10 protein-coding genes are annotated in these 16,073 nt (G+C 37.4%); 6 read left to right on the top strand and 4 right to left on the bottom strand.

The window, feature by feature from the left end:
* Window positions 1–54 precede the first annotated feature (54 nt).
* The 6 genes from REI64_RS12265 (at window position 55) to REI64_RS12240 (ending at window position 11,334) form a co-directional block, all read left to right on the top strand.
* The gene (locus tag REI64_RS12265) at window positions 55–1,044 is read left to right on the top strand and encodes an aspartate-semialdehyde dehydrogenase (RefSeq protein ID WP_308850419.1); all 990 of its coding nucleotides are present in this window, start codon (window positions 55–57) and stop codon (window positions 1,042–1,044) included.
* Window positions 1,045–1,169: 125 nt separating this feature from the next.
* Window positions 1,170–2,582 (top strand): D-alanyl-D-alanine carboxypeptidase/D-alanyl-D-alanine-endopeptidase, encoded by a 1,413-nt coding sequence (gene dacB, locus REI64_RS12260; RefSeq protein ID WP_308850418.1) that lies wholly within the window; start codon window positions 1,170–1,172, stop codon window positions 2,580–2,582.
* 346 nt (window positions 2,583–2,928) lie between these two features.
* Window positions 2,929–4,896, top strand: a complete 1,968-nt coding sequence (locus tag REI64_RS12255) for a family 20 glycosylhydrolase (RefSeq protein ID WP_308850417.1) — start codon at window positions 2,929–2,931, stop codon at window positions 4,894–4,896.
* 277 nt (window positions 4,897–5,173) lie between these two features.
* Complete coding sequence (locus tag REI64_RS12250; protein WP_308850416.1) at window positions 5,174–6,163, top strand: hypothetical protein; 990 nt, start codon at window positions 5,174–5,176, stop codon at window positions 6,161–6,163.
* Between the two features lie 210 nt (window positions 6,164–6,373).
* Entirely contained in the window at window positions 6,374–8,380 is a 2,007-nt protein-coding gene (locus REI64_RS12245; RefSeq protein WP_308850415.1) for a hypothetical protein, read from the top strand.
* A gap of 305 nt (window positions 8,381–8,685) precedes the next feature.
* Complete coding sequence (locus REI64_RS12240; protein ID WP_308850414.1) at window positions 8,686–11,334, top strand: CHAT domain-containing protein; 2,649 nt, start codon at window positions 8,686–8,688, stop codon at window positions 11,332–11,334.
* Here REI64_RS12240 and REI64_RS12235 read toward each other — a convergent pair.
* The 4 genes from REI64_RS12235 to glgB form a co-directional block, all read right to left on the bottom strand.
* Entirely contained in the window at window positions 11,320–12,060 is a 741-nt protein-coding gene (locus REI64_RS12235; RefSeq protein ID WP_308850413.1) for a hypothetical protein, read from the bottom strand. The genes REI64_RS12240 and REI64_RS12235 overlap by 15 nt on opposite strands.
* A 615-nt stretch (window positions 12,061–12,675) precedes the next feature.
* A complete protein-coding gene (locus tag REI64_RS12230) occupies window positions 12,676–13,248 on the bottom strand; it encodes a hypothetical protein (RefSeq protein WP_308850412.1) in 573 nt (190 codons plus the stop codon).
* Between the two features lie 227 nt (window positions 13,249–13,475).
* A complete protein-coding gene (locus tag REI64_RS12225; RefSeq protein WP_308850411.1) occupies window positions 13,476–13,823 on the bottom strand; it encodes a DUF6717 family protein in 348 nt (115 codons plus the stop codon).
* Window positions 13,823–15,802 (bottom strand): 1,4-alpha-glucan branching protein GlgB, encoded by a 1,980-nt coding sequence (gene glgB / locus REI64_RS12220; protein WP_308850410.1) that lies wholly within the window; start codon window positions 15,800–15,802, stop codon window positions 13,823–13,825. Before glgB ends, REI64_RS12225 begins: the two co-directional genes overlap by 1 nt.
* Window positions 15,803–16,073: the final 271 nt, after the last annotated feature.

The raw sequence follows: 16,073 nt of genomic DNA, 5'->3' as shown, positions 1-16,073 counted from the left end.
ATTTGGGGAATAGACATTTTCAATTTAAATATAAAACAAAAAAACAAAAAAAAGATGAAAGTTGCAGTAGTAGGTGCTACCGGATTGGTTGGTACCGTAATGTTAAAAGTATTGGAAGAAAGAAATTTCCCGTTAACTGAGTTAATCCCAGTGGCATCTGAGAAGAGCGTTGGTAAGTTAATTAAGTTTAAGGGTAAGGAGTATCCAATTGTTAGCATTGATACTGCTATTTCTTTGGCTCCAGAAATTGCTATTTTTTCGGCTGGCGGAAGTACTTCTTTAGAGGTTGCTCCTCGTTTTGCTGAAGTTGGCACTACAGTTATCGATAACTCTTCGGCTTGGAGAATGGATCCTACTAAGAAATTGGTAGTTCCTGAGGTAAATGCACACGTGTTAACCAAAGAAGATAAAATTATTGCCAATCCTAACTGTTCTACCATTCAAATGGTGGTAGCTTTACAGCCTTTGCACGAGAAATACAAAATTAAACGTGTAATTGTATCTACTTACCAATCTGTTACTGGTACGGGTGTTAAAGCCGTAGACCAGTTGATGAATGAGCGTAAAGGTATAGACGGACCAAAAGCATATCCTTACGAAATTGACTTGAACGTTTTACCTCACATTGATGTTTTTACCGACAATGGTTACACCAAAGAAGAAATGAAGATGGTGAAAGAAACCAACAAAATTATGGGCGATGACAGTATTAAAGTAACTGCTACTACTGTTCGTATTCCTGTAATGGGCGGTCACTCAGAGTCGGTAAATGTTGAGTTTGAAAACGATTTCGATTTAGCTGATGTACGTAGAATTTTAGAAGAAGCACCAGGTTTAATCGTAGTTGATGATGTAGCGAACTTGAAATACCCGATGCCAAAAGATGCTCACGAAAAAGACGAAGTATTTGTTGGTCGTTTACGTAGAGACGAATCGCATGATAAAGCTTTAAATATGTGGATTGTTGCTGATAACTTGCGTAAAGGTGCTGCTACAAACACAGTACAAATTGCAGAATATCTAGTGGCAAACAAGCTTGTATAAGCTTTGTAAAAATAATAGAAAAGTGATGTGAATAGCATCACTTTTTTTTATGCGCTCAAATTAGACGTTACTTCGTGCATCACAATTACGATATTTTATTATTTTTAGCCTAAACACAACACAAAATGAAACTTTTCAATTCCCTATTTCTCCTATTCGTTTTTACAAGTAGCGTCAGCTTTGCCCAAACCACCGCCCAAAAACTAGAAAAAGCATATCAAACCCTAGTTAAGGATGAACAAGCGAAATATGCCATTACATCGCTCTGCGTATTAGACGCCAACACAGGAAAAGTAATTTTTGCGAACAATGAAAATATCGGTTTAGCAACTGCATCAACCTTAAAAACAATTACCTCTGCTACCGCATTTTATACTTTAGGTAAGGATTTCCGCTACGAAACCAAACTATCATACACTGGAAATATTACAGCAGATGGTACTTTACTGGGTGACATTATTATTACAGGTTCTGGTGACCCCACTTTAGGTTCGTGGCGTTACGAACAGACCAAAGAAAATAACATCCTTAACCAATGGGTGGCTGCCATTAAAGCTGCTGGCATTAAAAAAATTGTTGGTAGCGTAATTAGCGACGACAGCACTTTTGGTACTTCTACTATTCCAACGGGGTGGATTTGGCAAGACATTGGGAACTATTACGGTGCTGGAGCAGGCTCAATTTGTTGGAGAGAAAATCAGTTTGATGTACATCTTAAGCCGGGTTCAAGCACAGGTGCTGATGTAGAAGTCTTAAAAACTGTTCCGCAAACACCTTACATCCAATTGATAAATGAATTAAAAACTGGCAGCAGTGGTACTGGCGATAATGCTTATGGTTTCTTAGCTCCTTACACCAATATTGGTTATTTACGTGGCACCTGGGGCATGGGCATTAAAAAATCGGGCATTTCATTGGCCTTACCAGATGCGGCTTATGATGCAGCATATCGTCTGCAAGATACTTTAAAAAGATTGAGCATTGAATGTAGTAAAAATGCCAGTTCAACTCGTCTGTTGGAAATAGAGAACAAACAAATTAATGGCGAGCAAAAACCTTTGCTAACCATCTTCTCTCCTACTTTAAGTCAGATTGTATATTGGTTTAACAAGAAAAGTGTAAACCTTTATGGCGAGCAATTGCTAAAAACCGTTGCTTTTAAGCAGGGTAAAGAAGGCAGCACCAGAAGTGGCGCAAAAGCAGTCATAGATTTTTGGGCAGGTAAAGGCATCGACAAAAATGCGCTAAACATGATTGATGGTAGCGGACTTTCTCCTGGCAACAGGATTACCACAATGGCAATGGCCTCTATCCTATTCCAAGCACAAAAGGAAGAATGGTTCGCAGATTATATCAAATCTTTTCCAGACTATAATGGCATGAGCATTAAAAGTGGAAATATCAATGATGTTACGGCCTATGCTGGATATTATACCGACAAAAATGGCAATAAATACGTAGCGGTAATTAATATCAATAACTATAGCGGTTCTGGAATTAGCAGGAAATTGTTTCAGGTATTGGATGCGTTGAAGTGAAGCTCCTCTCTGCCCTTTGGGCATCTATTGATGATTAGTTTATTTATTTTTGTATCAATGAGCTCCGTTTCACTTCGGTTCTCCCCAAAAGCGAGAGAGTAGCAAAACGTAAAATACAATTCAGAGATTACACAATTAATAATTAAAAACCCAAGCTTAAATGTTCTAAAATGTCTAAGGTGGTTATTTTAAGTTTTAAATATCAAGAAGTTAAGGTTCATTAAGTCTTAACGTTTTCTTAATTCTTAATATTTAATTCCATAATCAGTTTTTAATATTTTTTAATAATCAATTGCCTAAGCCACCCATAATTGTTAAATTGCCATTTCACACAACCAAATTTAGAATGAGATTATTACTATCGTCAATTTTACTGTCTGTTTCCGTCGGCAGTTTTGCCCAAACCAGCGTTCTTACTAAAGATAACATGATTTTCGAGCAACCTGTTAGTCATGCGCATAGCGAAATCGCTATCATCCCAGAACCAGTTACCATCACCAAACAAGAAGGTCATTTTATATTACCTGAGAATATTTTAATCCATACTACAAAACCAACAGAATTAAAGCAATCCGTTGCTTTTTTGCAGGAACGTTTAAGCATACCTACCGGATATTTTATAAGCTCAACAGCTGTTAATGCTTCTGGCAGAGCTGATATTAGATTAATACTTACAGATAAAAACGATGCGGTAATTGGAGCAGAAGGCTATCATCTACAAGTTACTCCACAGCAAATTATCATTACTGCGAACAAACCGGCAGGTATTTTTTATGGCGTACAAACGCTGATACAATTATTGCCAAAACAGATAGAGAGCAAGGAAGAAGTTAAGGATATTAAATGGCAGATACCTTGTGTAAATGTGACCGACTATCCGCGTTTAGGCTGGAGAGGCTTGATGTTTGACGTAGCTAGACATTTCTTCACCAAAGACGAAGTGAAGCAGTACATCGATGCGATGGTGCGTTACAAATACAATATCCTTCACTTGCACTTAACAGATGATGAAGGTTGGAGAATTGAGATTAAAGGTTATCCTAAACTAACTGAAGTTGGTGCTTGGAACGTAAAACGTGTTGGTACTTTTGGCAATTTCATTCCACCGAAACCCGATGAACCACGTAACTATGGTGGTTTTTATACGCAAGAAGACCTAAAAGAGTTAGTTGCTTATGCCAAAGAACGGTTCGTAAATATTTTACCAGAGGTAGATGTTCCCGGACACAGTTTAGCCGCGGTTGCTTCTTACCCAGAGCTTTCGTGTACGCCAGATGCCGTGAACTACAAAGTGCGTAGTGGCGAGCGTATTATGGATTGGAGCCGCGGTGCCCCTCCATTGGCCATGGTTGATAATACACTTTGTCCAGCTAATGAGAAAGTTTACGAGTTTTTGGATACTGTAGTTTCACAAGTGGCAAAAATTTTCCCCTTCGAATATATGCACATGGGTGGAGATGAAGCCCCTCACAACTTCTGGGAGAAAACGCCGCAAATCCTTGAGTTAATGAAGCGTGAAAATTTGAAAAACATGCACCAAGTGCAAAGTTATTTCGAACGTAGGTTAGAAAAAATTGTAGCTAAACATGGTAAACGTTTTATGGCTTGGGACGAAGTTTTAGAAGGTGGCGTATCTCAAAGCACAGCGGTAATGAGCTGGAGAGATATGAAATATGGTGTTCAAGCCGCAAAAAACAAGCATGAAGTGGTGATGAGCCCTACGCAATACGCTTACCTAGATTATATGCAGGCCGACGAAATTACCGAGCCTAAAGTTTACAAAGGTTTAAGGCTCAGCAAAACCTACCAGTTCGATCCAGTTCCAGAAGGCGTAGATCCTAAGTATATCAAAGGTGGTCAAGGTAACTTATGGACTGAGCAGGTTTACAATATCCGCCAAGCAGAATACCAAACTTGGCCTCGCGGTTTTGCCTTGGCAGAAAGTGTTTGGAGCCCAAAAGAAAAGAAAAACTGGAAGAACTTTTTTGCTCGCACCGAACAGCATTTCGAGCGCTTAGATATTGCAGAAACCAAATATGCGCCAAGCGTTTATGATCCAATTTTCACTGTTAAACGCACCGCGGATGGAAGGCTGCTAGTAACACTTGATAAAGAAGTTGAAGATTTAGATATCTATTACAGTTTCGATAATTCATTCCCAGATCACTTTTACCCCAAATATACCGAGCCATTGGTTGTACCAATAGATGCAAATATGTTAAGGGTAATTACCTATCGTGGTAAAAAACCTATCGGCAGAATGATGAATATGCCGATTGAAGAATTGAATAAAAGGGCACCATTGAAAAAATAGTTCTAATAAATCATACCAATTAAAGGAATGGAAACTCAGGAAAGACAAATATCTCTTTTGGTGGTTTCATTCCTTTTTTCTTGGCGGTCTATCCAATAAAACCTTGATCTAGTGTTCTTTCAACTGGGCTTATTTCTAAAGCCCCAATTCATAACATCTTATTTTACCTAAATATTTTAAAAAACAGGGGTAACATTTTTTTAGTGCAGCTGATATACCATCAAACGGCGGTTGCTGAAAAGCCAGAACAGAGTAGGCTCAACTAAAAATATATGTTATGAAAACTTTAAACCTGAAACATAAACTATCCATCATTGCTTTATTATTAATTTGCACTGCTTTCCTCCAAGCCTGCAAGAAAGATAAAACACCAACAAATTCAGCCTACAGCGCTAGAGAATTTACAGCCTTGTTTGGGCCAAGAGCGCAGCAACTTCAAATTAATGCGAACATTTCTAATACCTTCACATTACAAGGAGGCACAAAAATTACCATTCCTGCAAATGCTTTCAAGATGAACGGAGTAACCATTACTGGGAATGTTGTAATTACCGCCGGCGAGTTTCTAAAACGTAGCCATATCGTATTTAGCGGCACCAACACAAATCACATTAGCGGCGCACCATTAGAATCGGATGGCTTTATATATCTCAATGCTTCAGTAAGCGGCGTTAATGTAGATAAACAGTTGGGGGCTTTAATTCAAATTGCTATACCTACCACTAATACAAGGGCAACGCAAATTTGGGAAGGTGTAGAAAGAGTAGGCGAAGCTAATCAAATGGCTTGGCAGGCTCCGCAAGGTCAGGGTGCTGCGGGTGGAGTAGTAGGCGTAATACGTGAAAGCTCGCCTATTAATGGTTTTTACAATTTCGATATGGGCACGCTAGGCTGGAGAAACTGCGATGTGTTTTACGCTAATGCGAGCCCTAAAACAACCGTTAATGTAACCTTGGTAAATAATCCAGGTACCTTTGCAACCATAATGGGACTTACTGGAGAAACTTTCGTTTTCTTTTGTGCCAAAGGCAGTAACGTAGTAGCGCAATTGTACAACCAAAACGGTCCAAATACGGTAAAAAGCTACGAAAGTGCCATGCCTATCGGCGCAGAAGGAAAGTATATATCCTTCTCAATTAAGAATGGAAAATATTACTTTGCCGAACAAACAACTACCATTGTTGCTAACCAACACATCACTTTAAACTTAGCCGAAACTACTGAAGCAGCCATTCAAGATGCAATCAACGCACTCAATGATTACTAATATCTAGCCATAATTTAACGTAAGGACGAAGCTCATTTGGGCTTTGTCTTTTTATCATTTTAACCAAATAGACACATAGAAAATACTGAACTAACGAATGGTGAAATTAATTTTTTGGTACTGATATCTCCATTTTAAAAATTCATATGCCTATGTGGTTAAAAATAACGCTGTACTTTAGATAGAATATTTCCTTATATTTATTTAGCCATGACCAAATTGTTGACCTCCATATTGCTTTTCTTATGTTTTACAACACTGAAAGCGCAGGTGCTTCCAAGTGATACCGTTCCTGCGGTTATTCATCATCGAACAGAAAATGGCATTACCAAATTCACTAGCGAATTACGTCCGTTGAGAGCAATTGCCGGGGCTCCAGCTCCATTCTACACTTACTTTTGGGAGTTTGGAGATGGGGGCTTTAGTTTTGAAGAAAGTCCGTCGCATGTATTTACAAGGTACGACTCAATTATGGTACGCCTATTTGCTACCAATAACTATGATGATGGTAAACGTCCTCCTACCCGACCAAAGCCTATTGTAAGACCACCTGTAACTCCTAAGCCTGCTGCTACCAAACCTATGCTAGCCTCCAATGGCAGCTATAACCTATTTAAAATGGGCGGCAATATAGAAATGAAGACCAACTGTATGCCAAAGCCAGGTGATGACATGATGTTGGTTTTTGGTTATCGGAACAAGGTAGAAAATGGTCAGCAAAATTTAAATGGCACCATAGCTATTTTATTTAACGATGTAGAGTTTAGCAATAATAATTTTGAACTGGTCGCCGCAAGAACTTATCACAATGAGAAAAAAACTGAATTAAAGCCGTTACTAAATACAGCATTTTTAAACAAGAAAACCCAAGAACCCATTTATTATGCTTCCTTAGAGAATGGACTAAACACCTCTCCTATTGAAAAAGTACTGTTAAAAGATCAAGCAAAAAATTTTAGAAGTCAGCAAAGCTGGAAGTTTGAAAATCTGCAGCAGAATGAAGAGCGCTTTGTTTTTATGCACTTTAAAACCACGCCCGAGATGCTAAAAGACACCAATGCGGTGGTGCGTATCTCTGGTGCTTTTATCCCTGACAATCCCTTGGTAGAAACAGAATTTTTTAACCTTGAATTGCAGATTGTAGCTTCTCACGACCCAAATAAAATGGTACTGCGAAAAAGCAGAATGAACTACCGTCTTACCGGAAAGAACAGAGAACTGACCTACAAAGTACGTTTTCAAAATACTGGTAAAGGACCTGCAAAAAAGATAGATGTGGGGGTAAACATTTCTGAGGTTTTTGATCCCTCGACATTAAAAGTTGTGAATACTAAGCCAGTAGTAGTCACTTGCGATTCGGCCTACGCCAACCAAAGTTGCTTGAAAACTTTCTTCCGTGCAGATAGTGTCCATTTTGTATTTACTAATATCTACCTGCCGGGAACACAACAAAAGGGAGTTAACGATGCAGATTCTACCCAAGGCTTTGTAGAGTATAAAATTAAGTTCAAGGAAAAACCACCTAAACTACCTATCAAAAGTGGTGCAGCCATCGTTTTCGATAAAAATGAACCTATCTACACCAACCGAGCAGTTGGTAGGTTTAAGATGGGACTTTCGCCTGGCATTATCATTGGCCATGGCTTCCCTTTCAAAACCGATAACGGTAATTACTTGAACCATAAGAATGTGGGTGTTGGTGCAACTTTATCGCCTTACGCATCACACCGTTATTATTGGCAGGCCGAGCTATATTTTAACTCATTTAATGAAAAAACTTATCAAGTGCCTATAGGTACCGAAGTTAGAAAAGACACCGTAATAAATAATGTGGCATATCAAATTATGGATAAGCAACTGTACAGAACTACTAAAGTTGCTACTATTAATGCTGTACCATTACAAATGCGCTACAATCTGCATAAATATGCAGGTGTTGGTGCCGGTGCGTTAGTTGCTTTAGATATGTACAACAGAACAGCCAGCGAACTACGCTACAAACTAAGAACACAAAATGCTAGCGGTACTACTACCGACGTTGATTTAAACCGAGCCATGGAAGATATTAAGGATAGTTTCTCGGAAGTTAGAGCCTCGTTTTTTGCTGATATTCAATTAGGTTTAGTGCGTGTTGGACCAGCTTTGGGCTTAAGATACATTTACGATCCTAAAACAAACAACAACCGCATAACGACTTATGTAAGTTGGAAGTTTTAGGGACTTAAATTTTGAGTATATAACTTAATAGCTCCAGCGAAGGTCACTTTTGGTAGCTCATTTCAACATCATTTGCACATCGCCTTAGGTTCTACCGTTAAATCTATCGCCCCATATATGTCATCCTTACGGGATGTTCTTGGCGTGTGTAATCGATTAATCCACCAATAGGGCATCCCGATGGGACTTCTTTATATTTCATAATCTTCTACCATAATATCGTCCCTATGGAACTTTGTTATCAGCAACCACTAATTTCTTCTCTTCCAAAAGTACTGCTTAGGATTTTTTCTTATTTTAGCTAGATGCGCAATAAATATTTCAAGTATTTATGTCTTTGCTACCTACTTTTTCAAGGCAGCTTCGTGTTTGCGCAAGGCGATGATTTATCAAAAAAATTAGACCAATTTAAATCGCAAAACGATCTCAGTAACTGGATATACGAACAGCTAGATTACGCCAACAGTAATTCCGAAAAAGCGACTTCACTACTTCAAAACGCAGAAAAATCGAGCTGGCGAAAAACAAATAACGACGACGAACATTTTGCTTGGATAAATTTGCTAAACACGCTTGGCTATTATCAATTATTAGATGGAAAAATTATAGCCTCCATTAACACCTACGAGAATGCACTAAGATTTTATAGACATCATCAAATCAACAGTTATGATATTGTAGAGTACACGTTTAAGCCGTTAAGCAATAACTACACTCGCTTAGGCGATTATGAACGTGCACTTTACCTTCAAAAAGAAAGCATCGATTTTCAAAAAAAATATAGCGAAGATGCCAACAAAATAGCCGCCATTTACTGTAATATGGCCATTTCCTACAGATCGATGGATAAGTTGGAAGAAGCCTATAATGCAATTGCTGATGGTTTAGCATTAAAGCCAAGTTATTTTCAGCAAACTATGTTGAACAATGTATTGGCAGATATTTTATATCAAGAGGGTAACTACAACAAAGCTGCAGCCATTATAAAAAAAAACATCAACAAACAAAAAGCTACCGATGCAGAAACTGCTTATTGGTTAATGAGTGCCCACACTACTGCTGGCAATATTTACCAAAAATTACAAGAGCACCAAAAAGCACAAATTTCGTACTTCGAAGCATTAAAGCTTTTAAATCGATATTATGCTAATGGTAGAGTTCGTGAAAGGGGCAATCTTTATACCCAAATTGCAGAAACTTATTTAGCCAAAAACAAACCAAATGAAGCTATCTCCTATGGACAGAAAACATTAAATACATTAGGCATTAAATATGCAAAGAATATTTACGGAGACAATAAGTTAGTAGATGTATTCATGTTACTCGCTAAAGCCCATCTACAATTAAAACAGCCAGAAAAAGCACTAAAAAACATTAATTTAAGTTTGCTTTCTGCGGATAAAATCAGAAACGAGTTTGCTGCAGATAGAACCAAGGAACGACTTCAAAACTATCTCAAACAAATTGTAGAGCAAGGAATTGCCGTTAGTTACCAATTATACGAGCAAACAAAAGACACAAAATATCTACAACAGATTTTGATATTGGCAGAGCAAAGCAAAAGCCGTACTTTGTTAGATCAAATACAACGCAACCAACAGGCCATTTCGCAAAACATAAAAGGAGATACACTTTTCCTTAAAAAACAAAAGCTAGAACAAAACATCAGTTATCTAGAAAAACAAGCTATCGAAGAACAAAAAAGTAACATAAAAGACATTGAAGCAATACAGTTTGATTTAGCATTAATCAATAAAACAATAACAAAAAAATATCCTCAATTAAACATAAATATTGGCTACAACTTACAGTTGAACAAACTCCCAAGTCATCGTTTTATAGAATATTTCATTGGCGAAAACGATATTTACATCATCAATATCTATCAAAACAAAATTGAACAAGTAGTAAAACTCCCTGATGCAGAGAAAATAAAATCAGAGGTAATTACTTATGTTAAAACCTATTTTCACAACGGACCAAACGCCATGATGAATGATCCGAGAGGATTTTTTACGTCATCTAATCATATTTATCAGCATATCCTCGCTCCTGTTAAACTTAATCCTAATGAGAAATTAACGATTATTCCAGATGGCATTTTAGGCTACCTTTCTTTTGATGGATTAATAAGTAATTCCAACTATGTTGAAAATATTAGCAAATGGCCATTTTTAATCAAAAGCCACTGTATCGACTATGCTTTTTCAATTAAAGCATTACAAAATAATCAGACAAATAGCACTTCGTATGGTTTCGCTGGCTTATTTGTTACCAATTACGGCAATAATAAAACAACACTAAAGGCAGTGAAAAATGAAGCTGCTTTACTCGATAAAGCAATAACTGGAAAATTTTTATTTGATAACAAGGTAACGCCAGAAAATTTTGAAAGGCTTTTCTCCGAAAAAAAAGTGATGCATATAGGTGCTCATGCTTATTTAAGTGGCCAACACAATGAACCAACTTTAGACCTAGGAAAAGAAAAAATTTATCTCTTCGAGCTTTCTGCCAAACAAAGCGCTCCTTCTTTGGTTGTTTTAAGTGCCTGTCAAACTGCCGACGGCATATTAGCGGATGGTGAGGGTATCATCAGCCTTTCGCGGGGTTTCATCTCCATTGGCACTACAGCCACAGTGGCCAGTTTATGGAATGTAAACGATGATGCAGCATCTGCCATTATGGGAGATTTTTACATTGTTTTATCCTCAGACCAAAATGCCTCAGAAGCTTTAAGACAAGCAAAACTGAATTGGATTAACAGTACAAAAAGCAATAATGCAATGCTTTTACCTTACTACTGGGACAGCTTAATTTATATGGGCAAAGACCAAAAAATCCAACTTGCAAAAAACTACAATTGGTCTTTATATGGATTAGTCGTAGGCCTCAGTATGTTAGGTTTTGCTGTTTATATACTTAAAAGAAAACAAAGAAGTTTACATAAAATCTGATTTATGCTTTTGTTCTACGTTTATTTTAGCCAAAAGCTTAGTAGATTGATTATAATAAGTAGAATTTGAATTGATTTTCTGCAACCAATATTTACAGTTTGTGGTATCGCCTACTTTTAAATATGATAGAGCTAACATATATGCTGCATCATATTGATATTGAGAATTAGCAGATGCAAAAGGATATAATATCTCTCTCCCAATCTCCAAGCAGTCATCAGCAATTAAAAGCATAGCGTAATAACTAGCAAGTTTAAAATCATCTGGATTTTGCGTAAATGACTTAGATACAATTCGCTTGGCCTCGTAATAATCTTTCTTTTCTAAAAATTGTGCAGCTTGTTGAAATCCCTTGTAAGGTGCCGAAAATAATTTAGCAGCAATAGCTTTGTTGTCGAAACCGTATTCATCAAACAAATTGGCCTTCCAAGGCTTCCAAAGCATAAGTGCTACCGTTAAAACAATTGCCCAACCAAAAAACCATAAATAATCAAATTTAAAATTTAATTTTTCTGCTACGTACACTTCCTTAGCTTCAACAGGCTTCTGCTTGTTTCTACTAAGCGCCTCTTTAAGATGTGTAGTAATATTTCGGTTGATTTCTTTATAATAAGCTAAGTAGTCACGCAACTCTCTATCATTTTGAACTGCATTTTCGAATGCTTCATGTTCTTGACGACTTAAATCGCCATCAACATATTTAACGGTAAGTAGAATTTTATCCATAACATATTGTGTATTTATTACCACAGTCGACTTTAAAAGAAAACAAACAAAAACAGGAAATGTTTTCCCCAATAAATCTCACTTAGAGTAAATATATACACACATTACTAATAAATCAAATTTATTAATAGATTAAATTGATAAAACCAGCTACACTATAACCATAGCGTTTCACAAAAACAACACATTGAGTAAATTTATACACAAAAAAAGCGCAATTTGAAAATATGCTTTACAATGATTAAAGTGAATTTTTGGTATTTATTTATAATCATCAGAAGCAAACCAAGCCTTGCGAACTCACCGAAAGTAATTTAACTCGAATTTTAAACACTTTGCACTGTTTATCAAACACTTAACTTACACCAACAGATAGAACTGTCGTCATCTTTCCGATCGTATCGGAACAGGCTGAATAAAGTGGAGATTTTTTTTTAAAATAATTGGAACAAATATATACCCAAAGATTAACTACGTTGGTTTTCAATTTACTTCATAAAGCTTCGGTTCACTCGCTTCGCTGCATTCGAAATGACTAGTAAAGCTCTATAATTCATGTTAATTTATTTTAGAAGACAGCTTGTATTAGATTTAAGATCAAAAACTTACCTCAAACTAAATCGTTTCAATTCTGGAGATAATTTCTTGCGCTTGATAATATTCAGCTGATTTCTTTGGAACCCTACTTAGCCAATGCTTTGCACCTGAAAAATCTTCTTCTTTTAAAAAGGTAAGGCCTAACAAGTACGCAGCCACAGCTTTATCGTTTAGATTTTTACTTTCGAAAATTGGATATAATACTTGTTTACTAGTTTCAAAGCAGTCGCTAGCTATTAAGATGCTCGCATATTGCTTTGCTATTTCTACATTATCTAGATTTTTAAGCACCAGCTTAGAAGTTACTTGCCTAGCCTGATAGTAATCTCCATTTTTAATAAATTCAGCCGCTTGTTTAAATTCTTGATATGGCAAACTGGCAAGCTGCTGAACCATAAACCTTTTATCTAATTTAAATTGATCGTAGAGAGTGGGTTTCCACGACACCCATGCAACTAAGCCTACAATAGAAACTAAAAAAATCTTCGCTAAAGACCCGGCTATGATCTTTTTCACGTATCTGATTAGGCTGCTTTCCCTAGGCTTTAATGTTTCGGCTGTAGAAAAATCTGATAAAACTAATGCGTCCATGCTTTGTAATAGGTTGATGAGCACCTTACTGCAAAAACTGCCGCAATTTCTTTCAAAAAAGCGATTTAGATTAGATTAGCTGCATATTGCTACCAAAAAAGCGATTGAACATACAAAGAAACTACCTATATAGTTTTCAACAGAATGAAATGAGCATAAGCGTTAACTAAAAACCTGTAAATAGAGTGTAGAAATTTACACACCTAGCGCAATCCATTACACGCACTCTAAGAAACCTTAAAGTAAATTCGTTGGGGATATTGGTCAAAAACAAATTCAACGATTTCACAAAGCCATATTTTAAGATTAACATCTTTGCCATTATACTGATGGAGAAAATAATTCCCACCGCCGCCAAGGTTAGGCTCTCCCAATCTTATCAGAGTAAGATAATCGGCTTCATCAAAAGGTTGGTCGGAAATGGAAAGCACTACTTCAGTTTGATTACTTACCAAATCCAGCCACTCATCCGCCCCCTGTATCATTTGCAAATCTTTTGGGTCGCCTTTCCATTCGGGAAAATCGATATACCAATCGCCGCTGGCAACTTTATAGAACCTAAAATCGCGTTTCATTACTTCCCAGCCTTTTTGAAGATACTTACCGCTAAAGGTGGCAAATTAACTACAATAGATTGCTTCTGATGTTGATGTGAAATATCCTCTGTTGCAACTGGAGTTGAATTTAATTTCCCAGTACCGTAAAACTCCTTTGCATCCGAATTAAAAATCTCCTTCCATTTTCCCTTAAGAGGAATTCCAATCCTGTAATTTTCGCGGTAAACCGGGGTGAGATTAATGGCAATGACCAAGGTGTCTTTTGCTTTGTTAGACCTACGTTGAAAAACATACACCGATTGGTTTGCGTCGTCTGCCTCTTGCCACTCGAAACCTTCGTAAGAGAAATTGTAGTGATACAAAGCTGGTTCGGCTTTAAGCAGTTCATTCAATGCTTTGACTACAGCCGCCATTCCTTTGTGCGGTGCATGTTCTAGCAAATCCCAATTTAAAGATTGCAAACAATTCCATTCTGAAGTTTGTGCAAACTCACCACCCATAAAAAGCAATTTAGCTCCGGGGTGCGTCCACATGTAAGCATACAAAGCTCTCAAGTTTGCAAATTTCTGCCATTCATCGCCTGGCATTTTATAAATCATTGGCGATTTACCATGCACCACCTCATCATGCGAAAGCGGCAACATGAAATTTTCGGTAAAAGCATAAGTCATGCTAAAAGTGAGTTGATGATGATGATGTTTTCTTCCGATTGGGTCTACCTTGAAATACTTCAAAGTATCGTTCATCCAGCCCATCATCCATTTCATACCAAAACCTAATCCGCCAGCATAAACCGGACGGGTTACGCCATCGTAAGTACTACTTTCTTCGGCAATGGTCTGTACACCCTTAAAGTTACCATAAAGTGCCTCATTCATATCTTTCAAGAATTTCACCGCCCCTAAATTTTCCGTTCCGCCGTATTCGTTGGTTCCGTACTCTCCTTCGTTTCTACTAAAATCAAAATACAACATGGAAGCCACCGCATCTACACGCAAACCATCCAAATGATATTTATCAATCCAAAACATCGCATTGCTGATTAAGAAAGAACGTACTTCGTTTCTATCGTAGTTAAAAATGTACGACTTCCAATCGGGATGAAAACCCTTGCGCATATCCGAATGCTCGTACAAATGCGTACCATCGAAATGATACAAACCATTGGCATCACCTGGGAAATGTGATGGCACCCAATCTAAAATTACGGCTATGTTATTTTTGTGGAACTCTTCAATCAGCAACATCAAATCTTGTGGCGAACCGTGACGAGAACTAGCCGCATAATATCCCGTAACCTGATATCCCCAAGATGGGTAATAAGGATATTCCATCACCGGCAGGAACTCTACGTGCGTAAAACCCATTTCTACCACATAAGGCACCAGCGTCTTGGCAATTTCACCATAGCTCAGTACTCTTTCTGGGTTGGATGGGTCGCGTTGCCAAGAACCTAAATGCACTTCATAAACCGAAATTGGTTGGTCTAGCGCATTTTTCTTCTCCCGCTTGTTCATCCAGGCTTTGTCTTTCCACTGGTAATCGGTATCCCAAACTATAGATGCTTTTTGTGGCGGATGTTCTGCATGCAAAGCATAAGGGTCACTTTTCTCCAAATCTTCGCCATTAAACCCTTTGATATAATATTTATAAACCTCGCCTTTTTTGATGTGGGGAATAAAACCTTCCCAAATACCAGATGCATCCCAACGGTTATACAACAAATGACTTTCCCTATTCCAACCGTTGAAATTAGCCATGACACAAACTTTTTGTGCATTTGGCGCCCAAACCGAAAAATACACACCTTCTACCCCATTTACCTTACACAAATGAGCGCCCATTTTTTCGTAAAGCTTAAAATGTTTGCCTAAAAGGAATAGCGAAATATCAAAATCGGTTAACAAACTATGCTGCCAAACTGCCGATTGATATTTCTCAAAAGTATTTTCTACAGCAACTGTTTTAGGTTTAGTGGTTGTGGTTCGTTTGGCCATAAGGTAATTTTCTGTAAGATAGAATATACGATTTACAAGATAGTCATATTACGTCATTGCGAGGCACGAAGCAATCTTTAAATATTTATACATTATAAATTGCTTCGTGCCTCGCAATGACGAGAACTTAAAAAACCAATTTGAAATGATGTAAATAAAGAATTTTTAGTTTCTGATACATTTCAAATTGGCTTGGTTAGACATATCGTCATTTCGAGCGAAACGCTGTGTAGTCGAGAACCGAGTTCTGCGAAGCAAAATCTTTGAATAC

The sequence above is a fragment of the Pedobacter sp. genome, from assembly GCF_031119335.1.
GTDB lineage: Bacteria > Bacteroidota > Bacteroidia > Sphingobacteriales > Sphingobacteriaceae > Pedobacter.
The sequence above is the reverse complement of the archived record's forward strand: the minus strand, read 5'-3'. Positions and strand labels throughout refer to the sequence as shown.

What these genes read in the sequence shown, in the direction of transcription:
- dacB (WP_308850418.1), top strand. Translation starts at nt 1,170, where the DNA reads ATGAAACTTTTCAATTCCCTATTTCTCCTATTCGTTTTTACAAGTAGC.
- REI64_RS12245 (WP_308850415.1), top strand. Translation starts at nt 6,374, where the DNA reads ATGACCAAATTGTTGACCTCCATATTGCTTTTCTTATGTTTTACAACA.
- REI64_RS12250 (WP_308850416.1), top strand. Translation starts at nt 5,174, where the DNA reads ATGAAAACTTTAAACCTGAAACATAAACTATCCATCATTGCTTTATTA.
- REI64_RS12235 (WP_308850413.1), bottom strand. Translation starts at nt 12,060, where the DNA reads ATGGATAAAATTCTACTTACCGTTAAATATGTTGATGGCGATTTAAGT.
- glgB (WP_308850410.1), bottom strand. Translation starts at nt 15,802, where the DNA reads ATGGCCAAACGAACCACAACCACTAAACCTAAAACAGTTGCTGTAGAA.
- REI64_RS12240 (WP_308850414.1), top strand. Translation starts at nt 8,686, where the DNA reads ATGCGCAATAAATATTTCAAGTATTTATGTCTTTGCTACCTACTTTTT.
- REI64_RS12255 (WP_308850417.1), top strand. Translation starts at nt 2,929, where the DNA reads ATGAGATTATTACTATCGTCAATTTTACTGTCTGTTTCCGTCGGCAGT.
- REI64_RS12225 (WP_308850411.1), bottom strand. Translation starts at nt 13,823, where the DNA reads ATGAAACGCGATTTTAGGTTCTATAAAGTTGCCAGCGGCGATTGGTAT.
- REI64_RS12265 (WP_308850419.1), top strand. Translation starts at nt 55, where the DNA reads ATGAAAGTTGCAGTAGTAGGTGCTACCGGATTGGTTGGTACCGTAATG.
- REI64_RS12230 (WP_308850412.1), bottom strand. Translation starts at nt 13,248, where the DNA reads ATGGACGCATTAGTTTTATCAGATTTTTCTACAGCCGAAACATTAAAG.